Annotated in this window: 18 protein-coding genes and 1 pseudogene; 3 read left to right on the top strand and 16 right to left on the bottom strand. The window is 45.0% G+C overall.

The window, feature by feature from the left end:
• Positions 1–11: 11 nt before the first annotated feature.
• The 11 genes from rpoS to mazG all read right to left on the bottom strand — a co-directional run bounded on the left by rpoS (position 12) and on the right by mazG (position 10,486).
• Entirely contained in the window at positions 12–992 is a 981-nt protein-coding gene (gene rpoS, locus L5M10_RS09565; RefSeq protein ID WP_028761361.1) for an RNA polymerase sigma factor RpoS, read from the bottom strand.
• 81 nt (positions 993–1,073) lie between these two features.
• Positions 1,074–1,970, bottom strand: a complete 897-nt coding sequence (locus L5M10_RS09560) for a peptidoglycan DD-metalloendopeptidase family protein (protein WP_263148854.1) — start codon at positions 1,968–1,970, stop codon at positions 1,074–1,076.
• A 100-nt stretch (positions 1,971–2,070) separates the two neighbouring features.
• Positions 2,071–2,706 (bottom strand): protein-L-isoaspartate(D-aspartate) O-methyltransferase, encoded by a 636-nt coding sequence (locus L5M10_RS09555; protein ID WP_028761363.1) that lies wholly within the window; start codon positions 2,704–2,706, stop codon positions 2,071–2,073.
• The gene (gene surE / locus L5M10_RS09550; RefSeq protein WP_105251808.1) at positions 2,703–3,452 is read right to left on the bottom strand and encodes a 5'/3'-nucleotidase SurE; all 750 of its coding nucleotides are present in this window, start codon (positions 3,450–3,452) and stop codon (positions 2,703–2,705) included. Before surE ends, L5M10_RS09555 begins: the two co-directional genes overlap by 4 nt.
• Positions 3,449–4,564 carry a tRNA pseudouridine(13) synthase TruD gene (gene truD / locus L5M10_RS09545; protein WP_263148853.1) on the bottom strand — a complete coding sequence of 372 codons (1,116 nt, stop codon included), beginning with the start codon at positions 4,562–4,564 and terminating at the stop codon, positions 3,449–3,451. Before truD ends, surE begins: the two co-directional genes overlap by 4 nt.
• A gap of 20 nt (positions 4,565–4,584) precedes the next feature.
• The gene (gene ispF, locus L5M10_RS09540; RefSeq protein WP_263148852.1) at positions 4,585–5,070 is read right to left on the bottom strand and encodes a 2-C-methyl-D-erythritol 2,4-cyclodiphosphate synthase; all 486 of its coding nucleotides are present in this window, start codon (positions 5,068–5,070) and stop codon (positions 4,585–4,587) included.
• Positions 5,071–5,107: 37 nt separating this feature from the next.
• Positions 5,108–5,899: a 2-C-methyl-D-erythritol 4-phosphate cytidylyltransferase gene (ispD, locus tag L5M10_RS09535; protein ID WP_212601489.1), complete on the bottom strand. Its 792-nt coding sequence runs from the start codon at positions 5,897–5,899 to the stop codon at positions 5,108–5,110.
• A 12-nt stretch (positions 5,900–5,911) separates the two neighbouring features.
• Positions 5,912–6,211 carry a cell division protein FtsB gene (gene ftsB / locus L5M10_RS09530; RefSeq protein WP_105253074.1) on the bottom strand — a complete coding sequence of 100 codons (300 nt, stop codon included), beginning with the start codon at positions 6,209–6,211 and terminating at the stop codon, positions 5,912–5,914.
• A gap of 99 nt (positions 6,212–6,310) precedes the next feature.
• Entirely contained in the window at positions 6,311–7,606 is a 1,296-nt protein-coding gene (gene eno, locus L5M10_RS09525) for a phosphopyruvate hydratase (RefSeq protein ID WP_105251763.1), read from the bottom strand.
• Between the two features lie 229 nt (positions 7,607–7,835).
• Positions 7,836–9,473 (bottom strand): CTP synthase, encoded by a 1,638-nt coding sequence (locus tag L5M10_RS09520; protein ID WP_012587102.1) that lies wholly within the window; start codon positions 9,471–9,473, stop codon positions 7,836–7,838.
• Between the two features lie 116 nt (positions 9,474–9,589).
• Positions 9,590–10,486, bottom strand: a complete 897-nt coding sequence (gene mazG, locus L5M10_RS09515; protein WP_263148851.1) for a nucleoside triphosphate pyrophosphohydrolase — start codon at positions 10,484–10,486, stop codon at positions 9,590–9,592.
• A gap of 542 nt (positions 10,487–11,028) precedes the next feature.
• Between mazG and aguA the strand changes: the two genes are divergently transcribed.
• Both aguA and L5M10_RS09505 read left to right on the top strand, forming a co-directional pair.
• Positions 11,029–12,141, top strand: a complete 1,113-nt coding sequence (gene aguA, locus L5M10_RS09510; protein ID WP_263148850.1) for an agmatine deiminase — start codon at positions 11,029–11,031, stop codon at positions 12,139–12,141.
• 73 nt (positions 12,142–12,214) lie between these two features.
• A complete protein-coding gene (locus tag L5M10_RS09505; protein ID WP_263148849.1) occupies positions 12,215–13,921 on the top strand; it encodes an amidase in 1,707 nt (568 codons plus the stop codon).
• A gap of 169 nt (positions 13,922–14,090) precedes the next feature.
• On the opposite strand, the gene L5M10_RS09500 is transcribed toward L5M10_RS09505, so the two are convergent.
• The 5 genes and pseudogenes from L5M10_RS09500 to L5M10_RS09480 form a co-directional block, all read right to left on the bottom strand.
• The gene (locus tag L5M10_RS09500; RefSeq protein WP_263148847.1) at positions 14,091–15,155 is read right to left on the bottom strand and encodes a methionine synthase; all 1,065 of its coding nucleotides are present in this window, start codon (positions 15,153–15,155) and stop codon (positions 14,091–14,093) included.
• A gap of 55 nt (positions 15,156–15,210) precedes the next feature.
• Positions 15,211–16,185, bottom strand: coding sequence for a DUF1852 domain-containing protein (locus L5M10_RS09495; RefSeq protein WP_263148846.1), 975 nt, complete (start codon positions 16,183–16,185; stop codon positions 15,211–15,213).
• A gap of 442 nt (positions 16,186–16,627) precedes the next feature.
• The gene (locus tag L5M10_RS09490) at positions 16,628–17,320 is read right to left on the bottom strand and encodes an IS6 family transposase (protein ID WP_263148844.1); all 693 of its coding nucleotides are present in this window, start codon (positions 17,318–17,320) and stop codon (positions 16,628–16,630) included.
• A 53-nt stretch (positions 17,321–17,373) separates the two neighbouring features.
• Positions 17,374–17,586: pseudogene (locus L5M10_RS09485) on the bottom strand (IS6 family transposase); the annotation flags it as partial.
• A 134-nt stretch (positions 17,587–17,720) separates the two neighbouring features.
• Positions 17,721–18,140: a tetratricopeptide repeat protein gene (locus tag L5M10_RS09480; RefSeq protein WP_011919768.1), complete on the bottom strand. Its 420-nt coding sequence runs from the start codon at positions 18,138–18,140 to the stop codon at positions 17,721–17,723.
• 260 nt (positions 18,141–18,400) lie between these two features.
• Here L5M10_RS09480 and L5M10_RS09475 point away from each other — a divergent pair.
• Positions 18,401–18,574, top strand: a 174-nt coding sequence (locus L5M10_RS09475; RefSeq protein ID WP_263148818.1) for a transposase, incomplete at its 3' end; no start/stop codon positions are given.

The following is an 18,574-nucleotide window of genomic DNA, read 5'->3' as shown; positions in this document are numbered from 1 at the left end:
GAAGACAGATATTAGTTTCTAAATAAAGCTTCAACAGATAAACCTTGAGAACCCAATAAATCACGTAAGCGTTTTAATGCTTCCACTTGGATTTGACGAACACGTTCACGGGTTAAACCAATTTCAGCCCCCACATCTTCAAGCGTAGAAGGTTCATAACCTAACAAACCAAAACGACGGGCTAATACTTCTCTTTGTTTTGTGTTCAACTCGTTAAGCCATTTCACCACAGAGTTAGAGATGTCTTCATCTTGCACTTTATAGTCAGGGCCAACACTATCATCATCGGCCAATACATCTAATAATGCTTTCTCGTTATCGCCCCCCAAAGGCGTATCAACAGAGGTAATTTTTTCATTCAGCTTAAGCATGCGGCTCACATCAGAGCTAGAAACTTGCAGTTTTTCAGCAATTTCTTCCGCTGTAGGTTCATGATCCAGTTTTTGTGCTAACTCACGGGCAGTACGCAAGTATACGTTGAGTTCTTTAACAACATGAATAGGCAAACGAATAGTACGAGTTTGGTTCATGATAGCGCGTTCAATCGTCTGTCTGATCCACCAAGTCGCATAGGTTGAAAAACGAAAACCTCTTTCTGGATCAAACTTTTCTACGGCACGAATTAAACCTAAATTACCCTCTTCGATAAGATCAAGCAGTGCTAAGCCGCGGTTATTGTAACGACGTGCAATTTTTACGACGAGACGTAAATTACTTTCGATCATGCGATTACGGGATTTTGCACAACCTTTTAAGGCCTTACGGGAAAAGTAAACTTCTTCTTCTGCGCTAAGCAGTGGGGAAAAACCAATCTCACCTAGATAAAGTTGAGTGGCATCAAGATTTTTTTGCAGGTCATCTTGGACCTGTTGTTCTATTCCTAGCTCTTGGACTAGATCGGTGGCAACTTCTTCTTTTTCAAGATCAAAGTCTACGGTTTCTACGGAAAAATCTACTAGTGCTTCTGCGGCAGTGCTATTTATGCGGCTCATGATCAAATCTCCCAAACCTAATTAAACTGCTGAATTAGTGCAATTTCCTATCCTCCATTTGCCAACAAGGCCCCCAAACAATCATTGTTTAGGTAAATAAGTAAGTGGGTTTACAGACTGTCCATGGTAACGAATTTCAAAATGTAACATTACCCGATTGGCACCTGTATTGCCCATTTTTGCAACAGTCTGCCCTGCGAGGACATGTTGCTTTTCTTTGACTAAGATCTTGTCCGTATGAGCATAAGCACTAAGGTAATCGTCACTATGTTTAATAATCACTAAATTACCGTAACCCCTAAGAGCACTTCCTGCGTATACCACCCGCCCATCTGCAGCAGCTTTGATGATATCTCCCCGATTTCCCGCGATCTTAATACCTTTATTTCCCTGCTCATTGGCAGAATAAGTTCCGATTAACTTCCCTCTTACTGGCCACTGCCACTGACTCACACTGGCTGGCAGTGTTGAGGTGGGTGGAACCATTAGCCGGTTAACATTTTGTTGGGAACTTGTTACAAGGTACGCGGGCTTAGCTTTCTGATCAAGTGTTTTTTTCAGATCGTCACTTGACTTAGCATTAGACTGATAAATCTTATCATCTAATTGTTTTTTATCACTTTTACTTGAGTTAGCATCTGAATTACCCGTTATATTTCCATCTAAAGTCGTAGATTTTGATTGGTTACTAGATTTAGCATTAGCTAAATATAAAATCTGTCCAGGGTAAATTGTATAAGGGTTATCTAATTGATTAAGTTTAGCTATTTCAGAAAAGTCTTTCCCTGCAGCCCAAGAAATAGAGTAGAGAGTGTCGCCTTTTTTAACTTTATATGAATTCGATTTAATGTGGCCTTTGCTATTTTTAGAGTAGCTATGGGAAATATTTTCGACGGGTGCGGGTCTGCTGGCCTGAAAGCTACAGCCTACAAGCAGAAATATAAAGCAAAGGTTTAAGAGTAAACCCGCATTCAACAATAAAAACTCCTTGGTAAGGTTGTATTACTGTTTATGATGAAAAAATGACGCCTTCTGTGCAAAACAAGCACTTCGCTTAACACAGTAGCACAACACAAGGTTAAGCTAACTCTCCATTAATTAAAGGTACAAATTTAACCGTTTCAATGGTTTCAGAACTAAAGCGGTCAGCAGTGCGCGTAATACGCATCAATTGCTGAGTATCCTCTCCCACAGGTAAGACTAACACCCCTCCATCAGCCAACTGAGACAGCAAAGCTTCTGGTATAGTCGCCGCCGCCGCAGTCACCATAATGGCATCGAACGGACTACGATTAGCCCATCCCAACCAACCATCACCATATTTAAACGACACATTATGCAAATCTAATCGTTTTAAACGCTGTCTTGCTTGAATTTGTAAACCTTTGATCCGTTCGATAGTACAAAGCTGAGGCACCAATTGAGCCAAAATGGCTGCCTGATAGCCCGATCCCGTCCCCACTTCTAGCACTCGCTGTGGCATCTTGTGCAGTAAGAGTTCGCTCATACGGGCAACGATATAAGGCTGCGAAATGGTTTGCCCTTGTCCAATTGGCAAAGCCGTATTTTCATAGGCTTTATGGGCTAGCGCATTATCGAGAAACATTTCTCGCGGCGTATGCGATATCGCCTTTAACACGGCTTGATTACGGATCCCCGCATCTTGAAGCTTTTTAGCTAAATTCACCGCCGATGTTAAGGCAACTCGAGTCATATTTTATCTACCCAATTTTGCAATGCCGTTAGTTGTCCGTAGGCGGTTAAATCAACCGTCAAGGGCGTAATTGAAACATAGCCATTGGCGATAGCATGAAAATCAGTGCCCTCTGTGGCATCCTGCTCTTGTCCCGGTGGACCAAGCCAGAAGATTTCACGTCCGGCAGGATCTTGCGTTCGCACTATGCCTTCGGCCTTATGACGAGCACCGAGGCGAGTCACTTTGATCCCTTTAATTTGATCAAGTGGCAAGTCAGGCACATTCACATTTAAGATCTGATCTTTTGCCAAAGGCTGGGCCAACAAACCTTGAACTATCCGCCGAGCATAAACAGCAGCCGATTGATAATGTTCGAATTTACGGCCATTAAGCGAAATCGCTATTGCAGGAAAACCTAAAAAGCGTCCTTCCATCGCGGCGGCAACTGTCCCCGAATATAAGGTGTCATCACCCATATTTGCCCCCGCATTGATGCCAGACACCACCATATCAGGTTCGCCATCACATAATTCTCGGATAGCCAAATGAACGCAATCTGTCGGTGTACCGTGAACGGAAATATAGCCATTATCTAACCTATTAATTCTTAATGGATTAGTCAAGGTTAATGAGTTGCTCGCACCAGAGCAATTTCGATCCGGCCCCACAGTCAGCACTGTCGCAATTTCAGCCAAAGCCTCAGATAAGGCTTTGATACCTGGAGCATTAATCCCATCGTCATTGCTAACAAGGATACGGATCATGACTCTGCTTCAGTCTTAACAGTATCAATGTTAGCCACTACGTTAGCGTTAATTACCTCAGGCGCAGGCTCCTGCACCAATGTCGCTTGCCATTGCTGCTCTTTAACATCTTGATAATTAACCAACTCTCTCAACAAGGATGTGGCAAAACTGCCCGCAGGCAACACAAACTCCAGCACTAAGCCATCGGCGGTTTGTTCATATTTAAGGCCTTGGGGCTCAAGCAGTAACGGACGGCGTTCTTGCTCTAATCCGGCGTGCTCTAAACCATAGCAATCGTCAGCTAACTCACTCATGGCTAAGGTTTCCACCGCAGCAGCTTCACCTTGGGGTAACATCATGCCGCGCCCCCACAATGGTGCAGAAAGTTGAATGTCTTTTTCAATCAGACGCTTCAATACGATGAGATCCCATTCAGGCGTAACAAAGAAGCTTTTGCTGCCCGCTAACATCACACAATCACCCGCTAAAGGCTTAGTGCCATGGTTGGCTAAACGATATGACACCACAGTGTTAAACAGATTTGAGCGCACGGCAGACAAATACATGCTGCGCTTATTTCTGTCTTTCACTTTTTTACCCGCCATCATTTGGCGACCAAACACTAAGTTTTTGCCATCGTGACCAAAGCGCTGCTCACCAAAGTAATTGGGCACGCCCACTTGAGCGACCTTTTCGATACGACTGATAATGTCTTCCACTTGGGTGACATTTCTCAGGGTAAGAATAAAGCGGTTACCGACTAAGGCACCAATTCGCAGTTTCTTGCTGTGGCGGCTGCTCGATAATATGGTCAAACGCTCGCTATTGAGATCCTTCCAAGCAGGCGTTTCTTTACCAGGAATACGCACACCGAACCATTGTTCTGTGATGGCATTTTTATCTTTTTGCCCAGCGTAGGTCACTTCCTTTGGATGCACCTTAGCAAACTTAGCGATCATTTCAGCGACTTGTACTGTATTTAGCCCTTCTTTGCGTACATGCAGCATATGATGTTCACCTTCACCCGTCGGGCTAAAAGGCAAAATCTCTTTCACGATAAAATCGCTATTTTGGGTTCTTAGATCTGCTGTACCTAAAGGCTTACCATACAGATAATGTAATTCGCTCATGGGACTTTTTTACTCTTAAGTTAATCGTGTTTGCGGGCCATAAGTACCACGGCTTCTACCGCAATACCTTCTTTACGCCCGGTAAATCCAAGCTGTTCAGTCGTGGTCGCTTTGACATTAATATCGCCAAGTTCCGCGGTTAAATCGGCGGCTAATATCTGGCGCATTGCCTCTATGTGCGGTGCCATTTTAGGAGCTTGGGCTATGATAGTGACGTCAAGATTGCCGAGCACAAAGCCTTTCTCCCTCGCTAAAGCATAGCAATGACGCAGCAATACGCGGCTATCAGCCCCCTTATAGGCGGCATCGGTATCGGGGAAATGTTTGCCTATGTCACCGAGCGCTAAAGCACCGAGGATGGCATCGGAAATCGCATGCAGTACCACATCACCATCTGAATGTGCGACTAGGCCTGTTTCATAGGGTACTTCCACGCCACAAAGGATAAGTGGCCGCGCCGCACCAAATTTATGCACATCGAAACCATGGCCGATACGGATTTTCATTTAATATTCCTAACGTATTATTTTACTTTGATTATGACTATTTAACGGCACGCATCAAAAACAGTTCGGCTAGCCCTAAATCGTCGGGATGCGTTACTTTTATATTATCAGCACGGCCAGAAACGAGTCCGGGTGATATCCCCGCCCATTCCATCGCCGAAGCCTCATCTGTGACTACCGCACCTGCAGCCAGAGCCGCATTGAGGTAATTTTTTAATTGCTGCGCTGGAAATAACTGCGGCGTCAATGCATGCCATAAATTATCGCGACACACAGTGGCACTGATTTCACCCTGTTTATTCGCGCGCTTCATGGTATCGCGTACAGGCATTGCCAAAATAGCACCTTGGGGAAATTGCACTCTGGATGCGAGTAACTTGTCGATATCTGTCGCGGTTAAACAAGGTCTTGCCGCATCATGCACTAAGGCCCAACTGTGCTCGGGCGCAATTTGCAGCGCCGCCAACACAGAATCAGCGCGCTCACCGCCACCTAATACTGTAATCAATTTGGGGTGCACGGCCTGTGGCAAGGTATCGAAGATAGTATCGTTCGAATGTAAGGCGACGATCACTTGAGAAATGTGCGGATGGGACAAGAGCTTATCTAAGGTATGAGCAAGAATACTCTGGCCGCACACCTCAAGATATTGCTTAGGTCTGTCGGCGCCCATACGGCTACCTATGCCCGCAGCTGGAACGATGGCAACCACAGCTTGAGTGACATGCTCAGCTTGGCGCTGCAATTCAATTTGTGTTACCAGATCAGATTGGCTATCGGGATTGGATTGTTCATTTAATCCAAGATCTAAATGTCCTAGCTCTGTCATCCTAACTCCATATTACTGAGATGGACTCGATACCGAGCGCTCACCACCCACGACGCGATAGAAGGTCTCGCCTTCTTTAACCATGCCAAGTTCGTTACGTGCGCGCTCTTCGATGGCTTCTGTACCACTTTTCAGATCGATGATTTCTTCCTTCAGCACTTGGTTACGCTCATTGAGTTTGGCGTTACCTTCTTGCTGGGCGGCAATTTGTTTTTGCAGAACGAAATATTCAGGAAGACTATTACCTCCCGACCAAAGACGGAATTGCAGTACACCGAGTAGCACTATGAGTGCAATGACAAAAAATTTCATGGAGGAATTAGCGTCAGTATCTTGGATTAAAAAAATATACAGCAGATAGTACAACAAAAAAGGCCACCAAGTGGTGGCCTTTTTACATCAAATATTAAATTACGCCTGACCTTTGATCTCTTTCAAACCACGGTATGGGGCTTTTTCACCTAATTGCTCTTCGATGCGCAGCAATTGGTTGTATTTAGCGACACGGTCAGAACGACACAGTGAACCGGTTTTGATTTGACCAGCAGCAGTACCCACGGCTAAGTCAGCAATGGTTGAATCTTCAGTCTCACCACTACGGTGTGAAATCACGGCGGTATAACCCGCTTCTTTCGCCATACGAATAGCCGCTAAAGTCTCAGTCAATGAACCAATTTGGTTAAACTTGATAAGGATTGAGTTAGCAATACCGTTTTCAATACCACGGGTTAAGATTTTAGTGTTAGTAACGAATAAATCGTCGCCCACTAATTGGATCTTGTCGCCCATGATTTGAGTTTGGTAAGCCCAACCATCCCAATCTGATTCGTCTAAGCCATCTTCGATAGACACGATTGGGTATTGGTCAGCCAATGATTTTAAGAAATCAGAGAAACCATTCGAGTCGAAGACTTTGCCTTCGCCCGCTAAATCGTATTTGCCGTCTTTGTAGAATTCAGATGCAGCGCAATCCAGCGCTAACGTCACATCAGTACCTAACTTGTAACCAGCCAGTTCAACCGCTTCTTTGATAATGGCTAACGCATCAGCGTTTGACGCTAAGTTAGGTGCAAAACCACCTTCGTCACCCACAGAAGTGCTTAGGCCTTTGTCGTGCAATACTTTTTTCAGCGTATGGAAAATTTCAGCGCCCATGCGCAGTGCTTCACGGAAAGTTTTCGCGCCAACAGGTTGCACCATGAATTCTTGGATATCAACGTTGTTATCCGCGTGCTCGCCACCGTTTAAGATGTTCATCATAGGCACAGGCATAGAATATTGGCCTGGTGTACCGTTTAATTCAGCGATATGCGCGTATAAAGGAATACCTTTAGATGCTGCAGCTGCTTTAGCAGCCGCTAAAGACACAGCCAGAATCGCGTTTGCGCCTAACTTGTCTTTGTTTTCTGTGCCATCTAAGTCGATCATGATTTGATCAAGCTCAGCTTGTGCCGTCGCATCTTTGCCTAATAATGCAGCGCGGATGACACCGTTTACGTTAGCAACAGCGGTTAATACGCCTTTGCCTAAATAACGGCTCTTATCGCCATCACGTAATTCTAACGCTTCGCGGCTACCGGTAGATGCGCCAGAAGGCGCCGCAGCCATACCCACAAAACCACCTTCTAAATGCACTTCGGCTTCAACAGTTGGGTTACCACGAGAATCCATAATCTCGCGACCAATCACGTTAATAATCTTAGCCATAACACCCTCGATTTAAGTTTAAAGATAAAAGAAAAAACCAATACCTATGGGAATAAATGGAAGTCACATACCGCGGAAAATAACAAAATTCCATTTACGGTTTGCGTCCATACAGATGCAACTAGTACGCATGCTGTTTATACCCAGAGGTATTAAGTTCTTATGTTTCAAGTCTGATGAGTGTAACAAAAGGCCGGCCCCACTGTCGCGGGTCCGGCCTCAAATATTCTTACTTCAGGTCACGTTTTTGATGCGCACTTGCCGCAGCAATAAACCCTTCGAACAATGGGTGACCATCGCGCGGAGTTGAGGTGAATTCAGGATGGAATTGACCTGCAACAAACCATGGGTGATCTTTTAATTCGATCATTTCCACCAGTTTACGATCAGAAGACAAACCGCTGAAGATCATGCCAGCTTGCTCTAAACGCTCTCTGTATTTGTTGTTCACTTCGTAACGGTGACGGTGACGTTCTACACAGCTGTTGCCTTTGTAGGCTTGAGCCGCTTTTGAACCCTCGAGTAAATGACACAATTGAGCGCCTAAACGCATAGTGCCACCTAAGTCAGACGCCTCATGGCGCTGCTCAACATTACCTTCTTCGTCAATCCATTCAGTGATCAAACCCACCACTGGGAACGGTGTTTCTTTATTGAATTCAGTTGAATGTGCATCAGCCATACCTGCAACATTACGCGCAAATTCAATCAAGGCAACTTGCATACCTAAACAAATACCGAAATACGGTAAATTGTTTTCACGGGCAAATTTTGCCGCCAGTATCTTACCTTCAACACCACGCTCGCCAAAACCGCCTGGTACTAAGATACCGTCTAAGCCCTGTAAGACTTCTTCGCCTTTAGCTTCTACGGTTTGTGAATCAATATACTTGATGGTCACTGATACGCGGTTTTTAAGGCCTGCGTGTTTTAATGCTTCGTTGACTGACTTATAGGCATCTGGCAGTTCAATGTATTTACCCACCATACCAATAACGACTTCGCCGTTTGGATTAGCTTCTTGATAAATAACATTTTCCCACTCAGACAGATCCGCTTCACGGCATTCTAAACCGAAACGCTTAACCACTAAGTCATCCAAACCTTGTGAACGTAACAAAGCTGGGATTTTATAAATACTATCAACATCTTTTAATGAAATAACCGCACGCTCTTCGACGTTACAGAACAGCGAGATTTTGGCTTTTTCATTAGCAGGAATCGCACGGTCACCACGGCAAACCAACACATCTGGTGCAATACCGATAGAACGCAGCTCTTTCACTGAGTGTTGAGTTGGCTTAGTTTTCACTTCGCCAGCAGCACCTAAGAAAGGCACTAAGGTTAAATGCATGAAAAGAGTACGATCACGACCCAGCTCAACACCGAGCTGACGGATAGACTCTAGGAACGGCAAGGATTCGATATCACCCACAGTACCGCCGATTTCGACGATAGCGACATCATGGCCTTCGCCACCGGCTAATACTTTTTCTTTAATCGCATTAGTGATGTGTGGGATAACCTGAATGGTTGCGCCCAAATAATCGCCACGACGTTCTTTACGTAATACTTCTTCGTAAATACGACCGGTAGTGAAGTTGTTACGACGATTCATCTTAGTACGAATGAAACGCTCGTAGTGACCCAAGTCGAGATCTGTTTCTGCACCGTCTTCAGTAACAAATACTTCGCCATGTTGGGTTGGGCTCATGGTACCCGGATCAACGTTAATGTAAGGGTCCAGTTTCATGATGGTTACATTGAGACCGCGGGCCTCTAAAATTGCAGCTAATGATGCTGCTGCAATGCCTTTACCTAGTGATGAAACAACGCCACCAGTAACGAAGATATACCTTGTAGTCATGCTGAACCTGAGAAAATGAGTTTGAAAATACGTGCTTGTAAGAAAGCACTAGGACGGGGCAGTAGTATACCAAAGGCGGCGCGATTCGACAAACACCAATCGGGATAATTTGCCGTTTATCTCGTCTCCATCGCTTTTACTTGGTCCCAATAGGCATCGAGCTCCATTAATGTGTGCTCTTCCATGCTTTTACCGCTGTCACTCGCCAACTGTTCTACACCGCGAAAACGGCGTTCAAATTTAAGGTTAGCTTGGCGCAACGCTTGTTCTGGATCGACCTTAAGATGGCGAGCTAAATTCACCACGGCAAACAGCAAGTCGCCCATTTCGGACTGCACTTTAGCTTGGTCTTGCTCGTCTTGATTCACTTCATGCAAGACTTCATCGATTTCTTCATGGATTTTAGCGACCACAGGTTCAAGTTCGGCCCAATCGAAACCGACTCGCGCCACCCTTTGCTGAATTTTGATTGAGCGCGACAGCGCAGGTTGGGTACGCGGAATATTGTCTAACGCAGAAACCACTGTATCAGTTTGGGTTTTACCCGCCACTTGCTGGGCCTTTTGTTCACGCTCAGTCGCTTTTATCGCCTCCCAATTGGCTTTCATTGCTTGGGCGCTATCGCCTATTTGCGGATTTTGTTCGCCAAACACATGGGGATGACGGCGGGTCAACTTGTCGCTGATTTTCTCAATCACTGTGGCAAAATCAAACAGCCCCTGCTCTTTACCGAGCTGACAATAAAATACGATTTGAAATAATAAATCCCCAAGTTCATCGGGCAACTCATCCCAGGCTAAACGCTCTATGGTATCGGCAACTTCATAGGCTTCCTCTAAAGTAAAAGGCACTATGGTTTGAAAGGTTTGTGCTTTATCCCACGGGCAACCCGTGTGCGGATCACGCAGTTTTTCCATAATGTTAAGCAGCGGCTCAACATCTGTTATAGAAAATCCCGTTGTAGAAGGTTCCGTGGTTGAAAATGAAGTTAATGGCGCAGTGTGGGAAGTCATGCTTACCTCCTTTAAAGATAAATGCTAAAACAGGCTAAATACTGAGGATGAACAAAAAGAATACGCCTCAGCAGTGCTTGTTAGTAAAAGGCTATAATAACGCGATGATAAGCGAGGTAAAATAAAAGCGCTATTTTGATGCTGAGATCAGATCTTAGGGTTCTTATTTAATAGGTCTTATTTTAACTAAAAGTGCATTCGCGCCATGTAGTGGTGAAATTCACCCAAAGAGCAATAAATCGACGATTTAACGACCCAATAAATTCTCATCTATGTCCTGCATACAAGTATTTAGCGCAAGCCATCTTAAATGATAAGATACGCAGCAATATTTCAATGAAGCTAAAACTCACTGAGTGAAGACCTAACAATTTCGGCCTAACTATACATGTGATGAATGCATGTGATAAATGCTCGTAATGAGCGCAGCGTGATAAATACGGTCATTCGATTTATTTGATTATGTTAGGTGTATTTCTATTCTGTCGCCCAAAATGGGGCGTACTCCCTTATAGATTTGAGCATTACTGGAGACAAAATTCATGACAAACGCGAATGTGGATGCCACGCCGTTAACGACTAAGCCATCACAAGATGGTTTTTATATGCCCGCCGAATGGGCGGCGCAGCAAGCCGTATGGATGATTTGGCCATATCGTCCCGATAATTGGCGCTCTGCTGGGGCTTATGCTCAAGCAACCTTTGCTAAAGTGGCCGATGCCATTGGTGGTGCAACGCCCGTGTATATGGGTGTACCTAAAGCCTTTTTAGCTGAAGCTCAAAAAGTGATGCCATCGCACGTCACCTTGGTTGAAATGGACAGTAACGATTGCTGGGCTCGCGATACAGGGCCAACCGTAGTTGTGAATGATAATGGCGAATGCCGTGGTGTTGACTGGGGTTTTAATGCTTGGGGCGGCCATAACGGTGGTTTGTACTTCCCATGGGATAAGGACGAGCAAGTCGCGCAGCAAATGCTTGCGCAGCATGGTTTTGCCCGTTACAGCGCGCCGCTGATCCTCGAAGGTGGCTCCATCCATGTCGATGGTGAAGGCACCTGTATGACGAGTGCAGAATGTTTACTCAATGCCAACCGTAACCCTGAACTGACAAAAGAACAGATTGAAGACTTACTGCGTGACTATTTGAATGTTAAGCAGTTTATCTGGTTGCAAGATGGCGTGTATATGGATGAGACCGATGGTCATATCGACAATATGTGCTGTTTTGCCCGTCCTGGTGAAGTCATTCTGCACTGGACCGATGATGAGACTGATCCACAATATCCACGCTCAAAAGCGGCGCTAGAGGTCTTGCAAAATACCGTGGATGCCAAAGGCCGTAAGTTAAAAATCCATCTATTGCCACAACCGGGGCCGCTGTATTGCACCGAAGAAGAATCAAAAGGTGTGACCGAAGGCACTGGCGTGCCACGCACGGCGGGTGAGCGTTTAGCCGGTTCTTATGTGAACTTTTTAATCACCAATAATCGCATCGTGTTCCCACTGCTTGACCCTGCAACCGATGATATCGCCGCCCAAAAACTGCAGGAAATCTTCCCAGAGCATGAGATTGTGGGTGTGCCAACCCGTGAGATTTTATTAGGTGGCGGCAATATCCATTGTATTACTCAGCAAATCCCTGCTGGAAAGTAACCCAAGGAGAACAGCATGACGATTGATGTCACTGTTATTACACCACAATTGGCTTTCTGCGGGAGGGCGCAAGATGTTTGAAGTCACTGAAGTTTCCATTGCCGAGCTGCGTGCTGCGCTCGAATCTGGCCACACCACCGCAGTGGAGTTGGTTAAGTCGTATCTCGCGCGGGTTGAGGCGTATGACGGCCCTGCGACAAAGACTAAGCTCAATGCGTTAGTGGTACACAATCCCGATGCGCTGAAAGAAGCCGAAGCCTCAGATGCGCGCCGCGCCCGTGGTGAAACCTTAAGCCCACTTGAGGGTATTCCGTATACCGCCAAAGATAGCTATTTGGTGAAGGGGCTGACGGCGGCGTCTGGCAGCCCAGCATTTAAAGATTTAGTGGCCCAGTACGATGCCTTTGCCGTTGAGCGCCTACGCGCCGCGGGTGCCATTTGCCTAGGCAAAACCAATATGCCACCCATGGCAAATGGCGGCATGCAGCGAGGTCACTATGGCCGCGCTGAAAGCCCATACAATGCTGAGTATCTTACTGCACCATTCGCTTCGGGCTCTTCCAATGGGGCGGGCACAGGCACGGCGGCAAGTTATTCGGCTTTCGGTCTTGCCGAAGAAACTTGGTCAAGCGGTCGAGGTCCTGCGTCCAATAACGGTTTGTGTGCTTACACTCCGTCTCGCGGCGTGATTTCCGTGCGCGGTAACTGGCCGTTAACGCCGACCATGGATGTCGTCGTGCCCTATACTCGCACTATGGCGGATATGCTTGAAGTGCTGGATGTGATTGTGGCCGACGATCCTATCACCCGTGGCGATCTCTGGCGTCTGCAACCTTGGGTACAAATCCCTAAAGCATCGACAGTTCGCCCAGAATCTTATCTGGCGCTGGCCGCTAGCGCAGACACACTTAAGGGTAAGCGTTTTGGTGTGCCGCGCATGTACATCAATAAAGATGAATTGGCGGGCACCAGCGAAAATCCGGGCATTGGCGGCCCAACGGGTCAACGTATTCATACCCGCCAATCGGTTATCGATCTATGGGAAGCGGCTCGTAAAGCCTTAGAAGCCGCTGGCGCCGAAGTGATTGAAGTGGATTTCCCGCTGGTATCAAATTGTGAAGGCGACCGCCCAGGTGCGCCGACAGTGTTTAACCGCGGTATCGTCACGCCTCAATTCCTCCATGATGAATTATGGGAACTCTCAGGTTGGGCATTCGATGAATTCCTGCGTGCTAACAATGACCCTAAACTCAACAAGCTTGAAGATGTTAACGGCTATCTGATTTTCCCCCACGACTTGGGCACCTTGCCTAACCGTGAAGGTGACTTAGCGGCAGGCATGGAAGAGTACGTCAACATGGCTAAGCGTGGTCTTAAATCCTATGACCAGATCGACAGTATTCCCGATGGTCTGCGTGGCTTAGAGAAGACGCGTAAGCTAGATCTCGAAGACTGGATGGACGGGCTAAAGCTTGATGCCGTGCTGTTCCCAACCGTGGCAGATGTGGGCCCTGCCGATGCCCATGTGAATCCGGCTTCAGCCGATATAGCTTGGAGCAACGGAGTTTGGGTCGCTAACGGAAACCTTGCGATTCGCCATTTAGGCGTGCCGACTGTGACTGTGCCTATGGGCGTGATGGCCGATATTGGCATGCCAGTCGGTTTGACCTTCGCCGGTCGCGCCTATGACGATAATAACCTGCTTAAATTTGCAGGTGCATTTGAGTCAACAGGTGACAGGCGCATGATCCCGCCACGTACACCAAAGCTTGGCGAATAAGCGCTAAGCCCAAGCACTAAATGCATGAGCTTAAAAATGAAAACGGGATTGGCATCAATTTGCCAATCCCGTTTTTTTTAATACCGACGTCGATACCCTTTCAACAAAGCTGGATTCATGCTGCTATAAAACATGCTGCTGTAAAAAAAACAGCAACACTTAACACGTCTTATCTTAATGCCAAGAGTTCTTTTCTGACGATCTCTGCGCCTGCACTTAAGGCGTTGAGTTTGCCTCTTGCGATTTGATGAGATAAAGGCGTCATACCACAGTTGGTACAAGGATAAAGCTTGTCGGCATCGACAAATTTAAGGGCTTTTCGTAGGGTGTCAGCGACTTCCTCTGCGGTTTCAATCGTGTCGGTGGCAACATCAATCGCGCCGACCATGACTTTCTTACCGCGAATGAGTTCAAGTAGCTCCATTGGCACATGGGAGTTGTGACATTCTAGCGAGATAATATCGATATTCGATTTTTGCAGTTTAGGAAACACTTCTTCATATTGGCGCCACTCTGAGCCCAAGGTTTTTTTCCAATCTGTATTGGCTTTGATGCCATAACCATAACAAATATGTACCGCAGTTTCGCATTTAAGCCCTTCAATGGCTCTTTCTAAACACGCAATGCCCCAATCGTTTACCTCATCAAAAAACACATTAAAAGCAGGCTCATCAAATTGGATAATATCAACACCCGCCGCTTCTAATTCTTTGGCTTCCTCATTAAGAATTTTGGCAAATTCCCAAGCGAGCTTTTCGCGACTTTTATAATGGTCATCATAAAGCGTATCTATCATGGTCATTGGGCCAGGCAGCGCCCATTTAATCGGTTGCGTGGTTTGCTTGCGTAAAAATTTGGCATCTTCAACAAACACCGACTTTTGGCGGCTCACTGGGCCGACAACCGTGGGCACGCTTGCATCATAGCGATCACGAATTTTAACGATTTTACGTTTTGAAAAATCAACGCCGTTGAAGTGCTCAATAAAGGTAGTGACAAAATGTTGCCGCGTTTGCTCGCCATCACTGACAATATCAATCCCCGCTAGCTGTTGATCCTGTAATGACAAACGCAGTGCATCGTGTTTACCGGTAATTAATTCCTCTCCTTGCAATTTCCATGGAGACCAAAGTGTTTCAGGCTCTGCAAGCCATAAAGGTTTAGGCAAACTGCCCGCAGTTGAAGTCGGTAACAGTGTCTGGTTAAGCGATGTTTTATTAAGTCGTGTTGTCATAATAATGATGCCGTATTGGGTTAATTATTGAGCGTGACGATTAGGCTCAGAGCAACTAATCGTAATTAGCAGACCATTGTTCAAAAAACGTTTGATATGGTTTGATAAAGTGCTCCGCTGCAAATTTGCCTTGCTCATTCGCCAATTGGCTACGTTCAGCTCGGTCATAAACAATTTGAGTCAGTGAATGATCCAAGTTTTTCAAATTAGGTTGATAGCATTTTCCTGCAACAGCATTGGCATTATAAATCTCAGGGCGATAGATTTTTTGAAAAGTTCCCATAGTGCTGATGGTGCTTATCAACTCAAGATGGGTGTAATCATTGAGTAAATCACCAAAGAAATAAAAAGCTAAAGGCGCCACACTATTTGGTGGCATAAAATAGCGCACCTGTAAGCCCATTTTTTTGAAATATTGCTCAGTTAAAGACGATTCATTTGGCTGATATTCACCCCCTAATACGGGATGCTGATTCTCAATTCTATGGTAGGTTTTATTATCCGACACACTGAGACAGATAACCGGTGGCTTATTAAAATTCTGTTTATAAGCATCAGAATTAACAAAAGACTGAAATAGCTTGCCATGTAGACCACCAAAATCATCTGGAATACTAAATTTGGCTTGGCCCTTATTATGTTCTGCCAGTAACACGCTAAAGTCATAATCGCGTACATAAGATGAAAAGTTATTGCCGACAATACCTTCAATACGTTTATTGGTTTTATGATCAACAATATTGGTTTTCAAAACTTCAATCGATGGGAAGGTTTGACCGCTGCCGTCAATATCCAAATTAACGGAGATAATTTCAAGTTCGACAGTATAACGATCGCCTTTAGGGTTATCCCAATGCGCTAAGGCATTAAAACTGTTATCAATCATCTTTAACGCGTTGCGTAAGTTCGCTTGGCGATGACTTCCTCTGGCCAAATTAGCAAAGTTGGTCGTGATACGCGTCTTGTCTGAGGGATGATAATTTTCATCAAGACAAATGCTGTTAATCGTAAATGTAAAATGCTTATTCATAGTGATCCAGTATCCCATTGTCTGATTTCAAACCTGAGTTTATGCCCTGCGCTTCTAGCTTCTCGACCCGACTCTGATAGACATTATTCGTGTTCTGTCTGAGGTTCTATTTAACTTAAGTGCCGATGACTTAAGTCCTGATGGCTTAGCTAGTGTGCAACTTCAAGCTTGTCTAATATTTCGCTTGGAGTCATTTATACGTGGTTCGGCACATGAACAAAAACGGTTTTATTTCACATACAACATGAGCCATATTCATGATCAATTAACATGGCTTTGTAGATTAACCTGAACTTGGGATAGGGAAAAGCAGGAGCAGCAATATGTTTTCGAGTTAGTTCTCCTAGAGCCGGCTTGTAATAGCCGATTACACATATTTGGTTCTGTCGCAAACTGAGAGCTTGCAGCTAAGATTTGAGGGCGCAAGATCCCTCAGATACAATTATGCGGCTAAAGAATAAAATTGTTCCCATGGTTTCATCTTTTCGGTGGTGTTCATTTGCCCTTGCTTTATCATGAACCAAAGTTCAACGCCAGCAAGCGTTGATTCGGCACCTTCCCAAGACTTCCAACCCAAACATTGATGCATTTTACCTTTCACTTTTCGATGACTTTGCTCAACAATATTATTCAGATATTTTATGGCTAAAACCTCAATCATAAACAACATGCAACCAGACAGCCAAAGACGAATATTAATGGTGTCTAATGCCGCAGCATTCGCCCCACTTTGATCAATGACGACCTTTTCAGGTAAGCCATGTTGGTTGATAGCTTTATTGAAAAACGCCCGAGCAGCAGGTTCATCACGGGTCTCACTCAAATAAAAATCAATAATAGCACCGTATTTATCCACGGCGCGATAATAGTAAACCCAGCGACCTTTAATCTTTATGTAGGTTTCGTCCATTCGCCACGCCCCTGATACTCGACGCTTTCTCTTCCTGAATACGGCTTCGAGTTGCGGCGCATATTTGATAACCCAACGGTTCAGTGTTGAGTGGTCAAAATGGATATTACGATCAGCGAACATCTCCTCAATTTCACGGTAACTCAGTTTATAGGCCAGGTGATATCGTAGGGCTTGCATGATGATATCTGTTGGGAAATGGCGTCCAGAAAAGTTTAGCGACATTGATGATGTTAGTTAAGAGAGCATCGCTCATGATAAACTCGTTCCTCAGTTTGCGACAGAACCCGCTTTTTTGCTCTGAACTTAGCTTCAAGTTGTGGCACGTATTTAATAACCCAACGGTTTAAGGTTGAGTGGTCAAAGTGGATATTACGCTCAGCGAAGATTTCCTCAATATCACGGTAGCTAAGCTTATAAGCAAGGTAATAGCGAAGTGCCAGCATGATGATATCTGATGGATAATGCCGTCCCGAAAAATTGAGTGTCATGCTGTGGATGCTCCAAATTCATATTCGAAGATCATCCACCATGAAACTCTTAACGTCAACTTTGCGACAGTACCCGAGAAAGTGATTGGTGCCTTTATCGAAAGGCACCATTTCAACTGATTGGAGGCATTACCCTATTTTTTATACGATTTAAAAAAATCAAAATATTTTTTGTTATAGCCTTGAAAGGCTCTGCCTTTCCCTCTTGCATATGCTTTTGAAAAACACTCAAAAGCATTATCCTTATCTTCCAGCTCGAAATATATTACCCCTAAATCAATTAGCTCTGACGTTCCATACTCAGGAATGTTATATTTAAATATCTCAAGAGCCCACTTCTTTGCCTCAAGATATTCTTTTTTTAAGAAATACACACCACATATGCATGAAATTAACCACCGAGCCTCTTCCGATTTATATTTATCAACAATGGCATCTTCTATATCAGTTAATGCCGAAAAATAAACCTCCAATGCTTTGTTAAAATCCCCCTTATCTTCAAAGGAATTCCCAAGCTCGATTTTTTTAACAATTTCAGATTCAATGCCACCCATAAGAACCTCGTTTTAAATCAATGGCTTTAAATATGTTTGCCCTAACATAGCACCTTGCGATCTGTTTATAGAGTAATGATCAAGGTAATAGTTATTTGAGTCCAGCATCCAGTTTCTAACCTCAGGAGGTCTTGCTCCATATCCTCTTCCGGTACTGTTCCACCAACTTACTGCATCGACTCTATGTGTAGTGGCACACTAATTTTGGCCACCTAAATAGAGGTGATATTATTACCTCGTAGATGACTTTAGGTGAACACATGAGATCGACAACCAGAAAAACATTTAGTGCTGAATTCAAACTTGAAGCAGCCCAATTAGTCCTCGATAAAAACCATAGCATCATCGAAGCTGCAAAGGCGATGAACGTTGGTAAGTCCACTATGGATAAATGGGTGAGACAGTTAAAACTAGAACGCCAGGGTGGCACACCA

This window comes from Shewanella sp. SM32, assembly GCF_025654235.1.
Lineage (GTDB): Bacteria > Pseudomonadota > Gammaproteobacteria > Enterobacterales > Shewanellaceae > Shewanella > Shewanella oncorhynchi.
The sequence above is the reverse complement of the archived record's forward strand: the minus strand, read 5'-3'. Positions and strand labels throughout refer to the sequence as shown.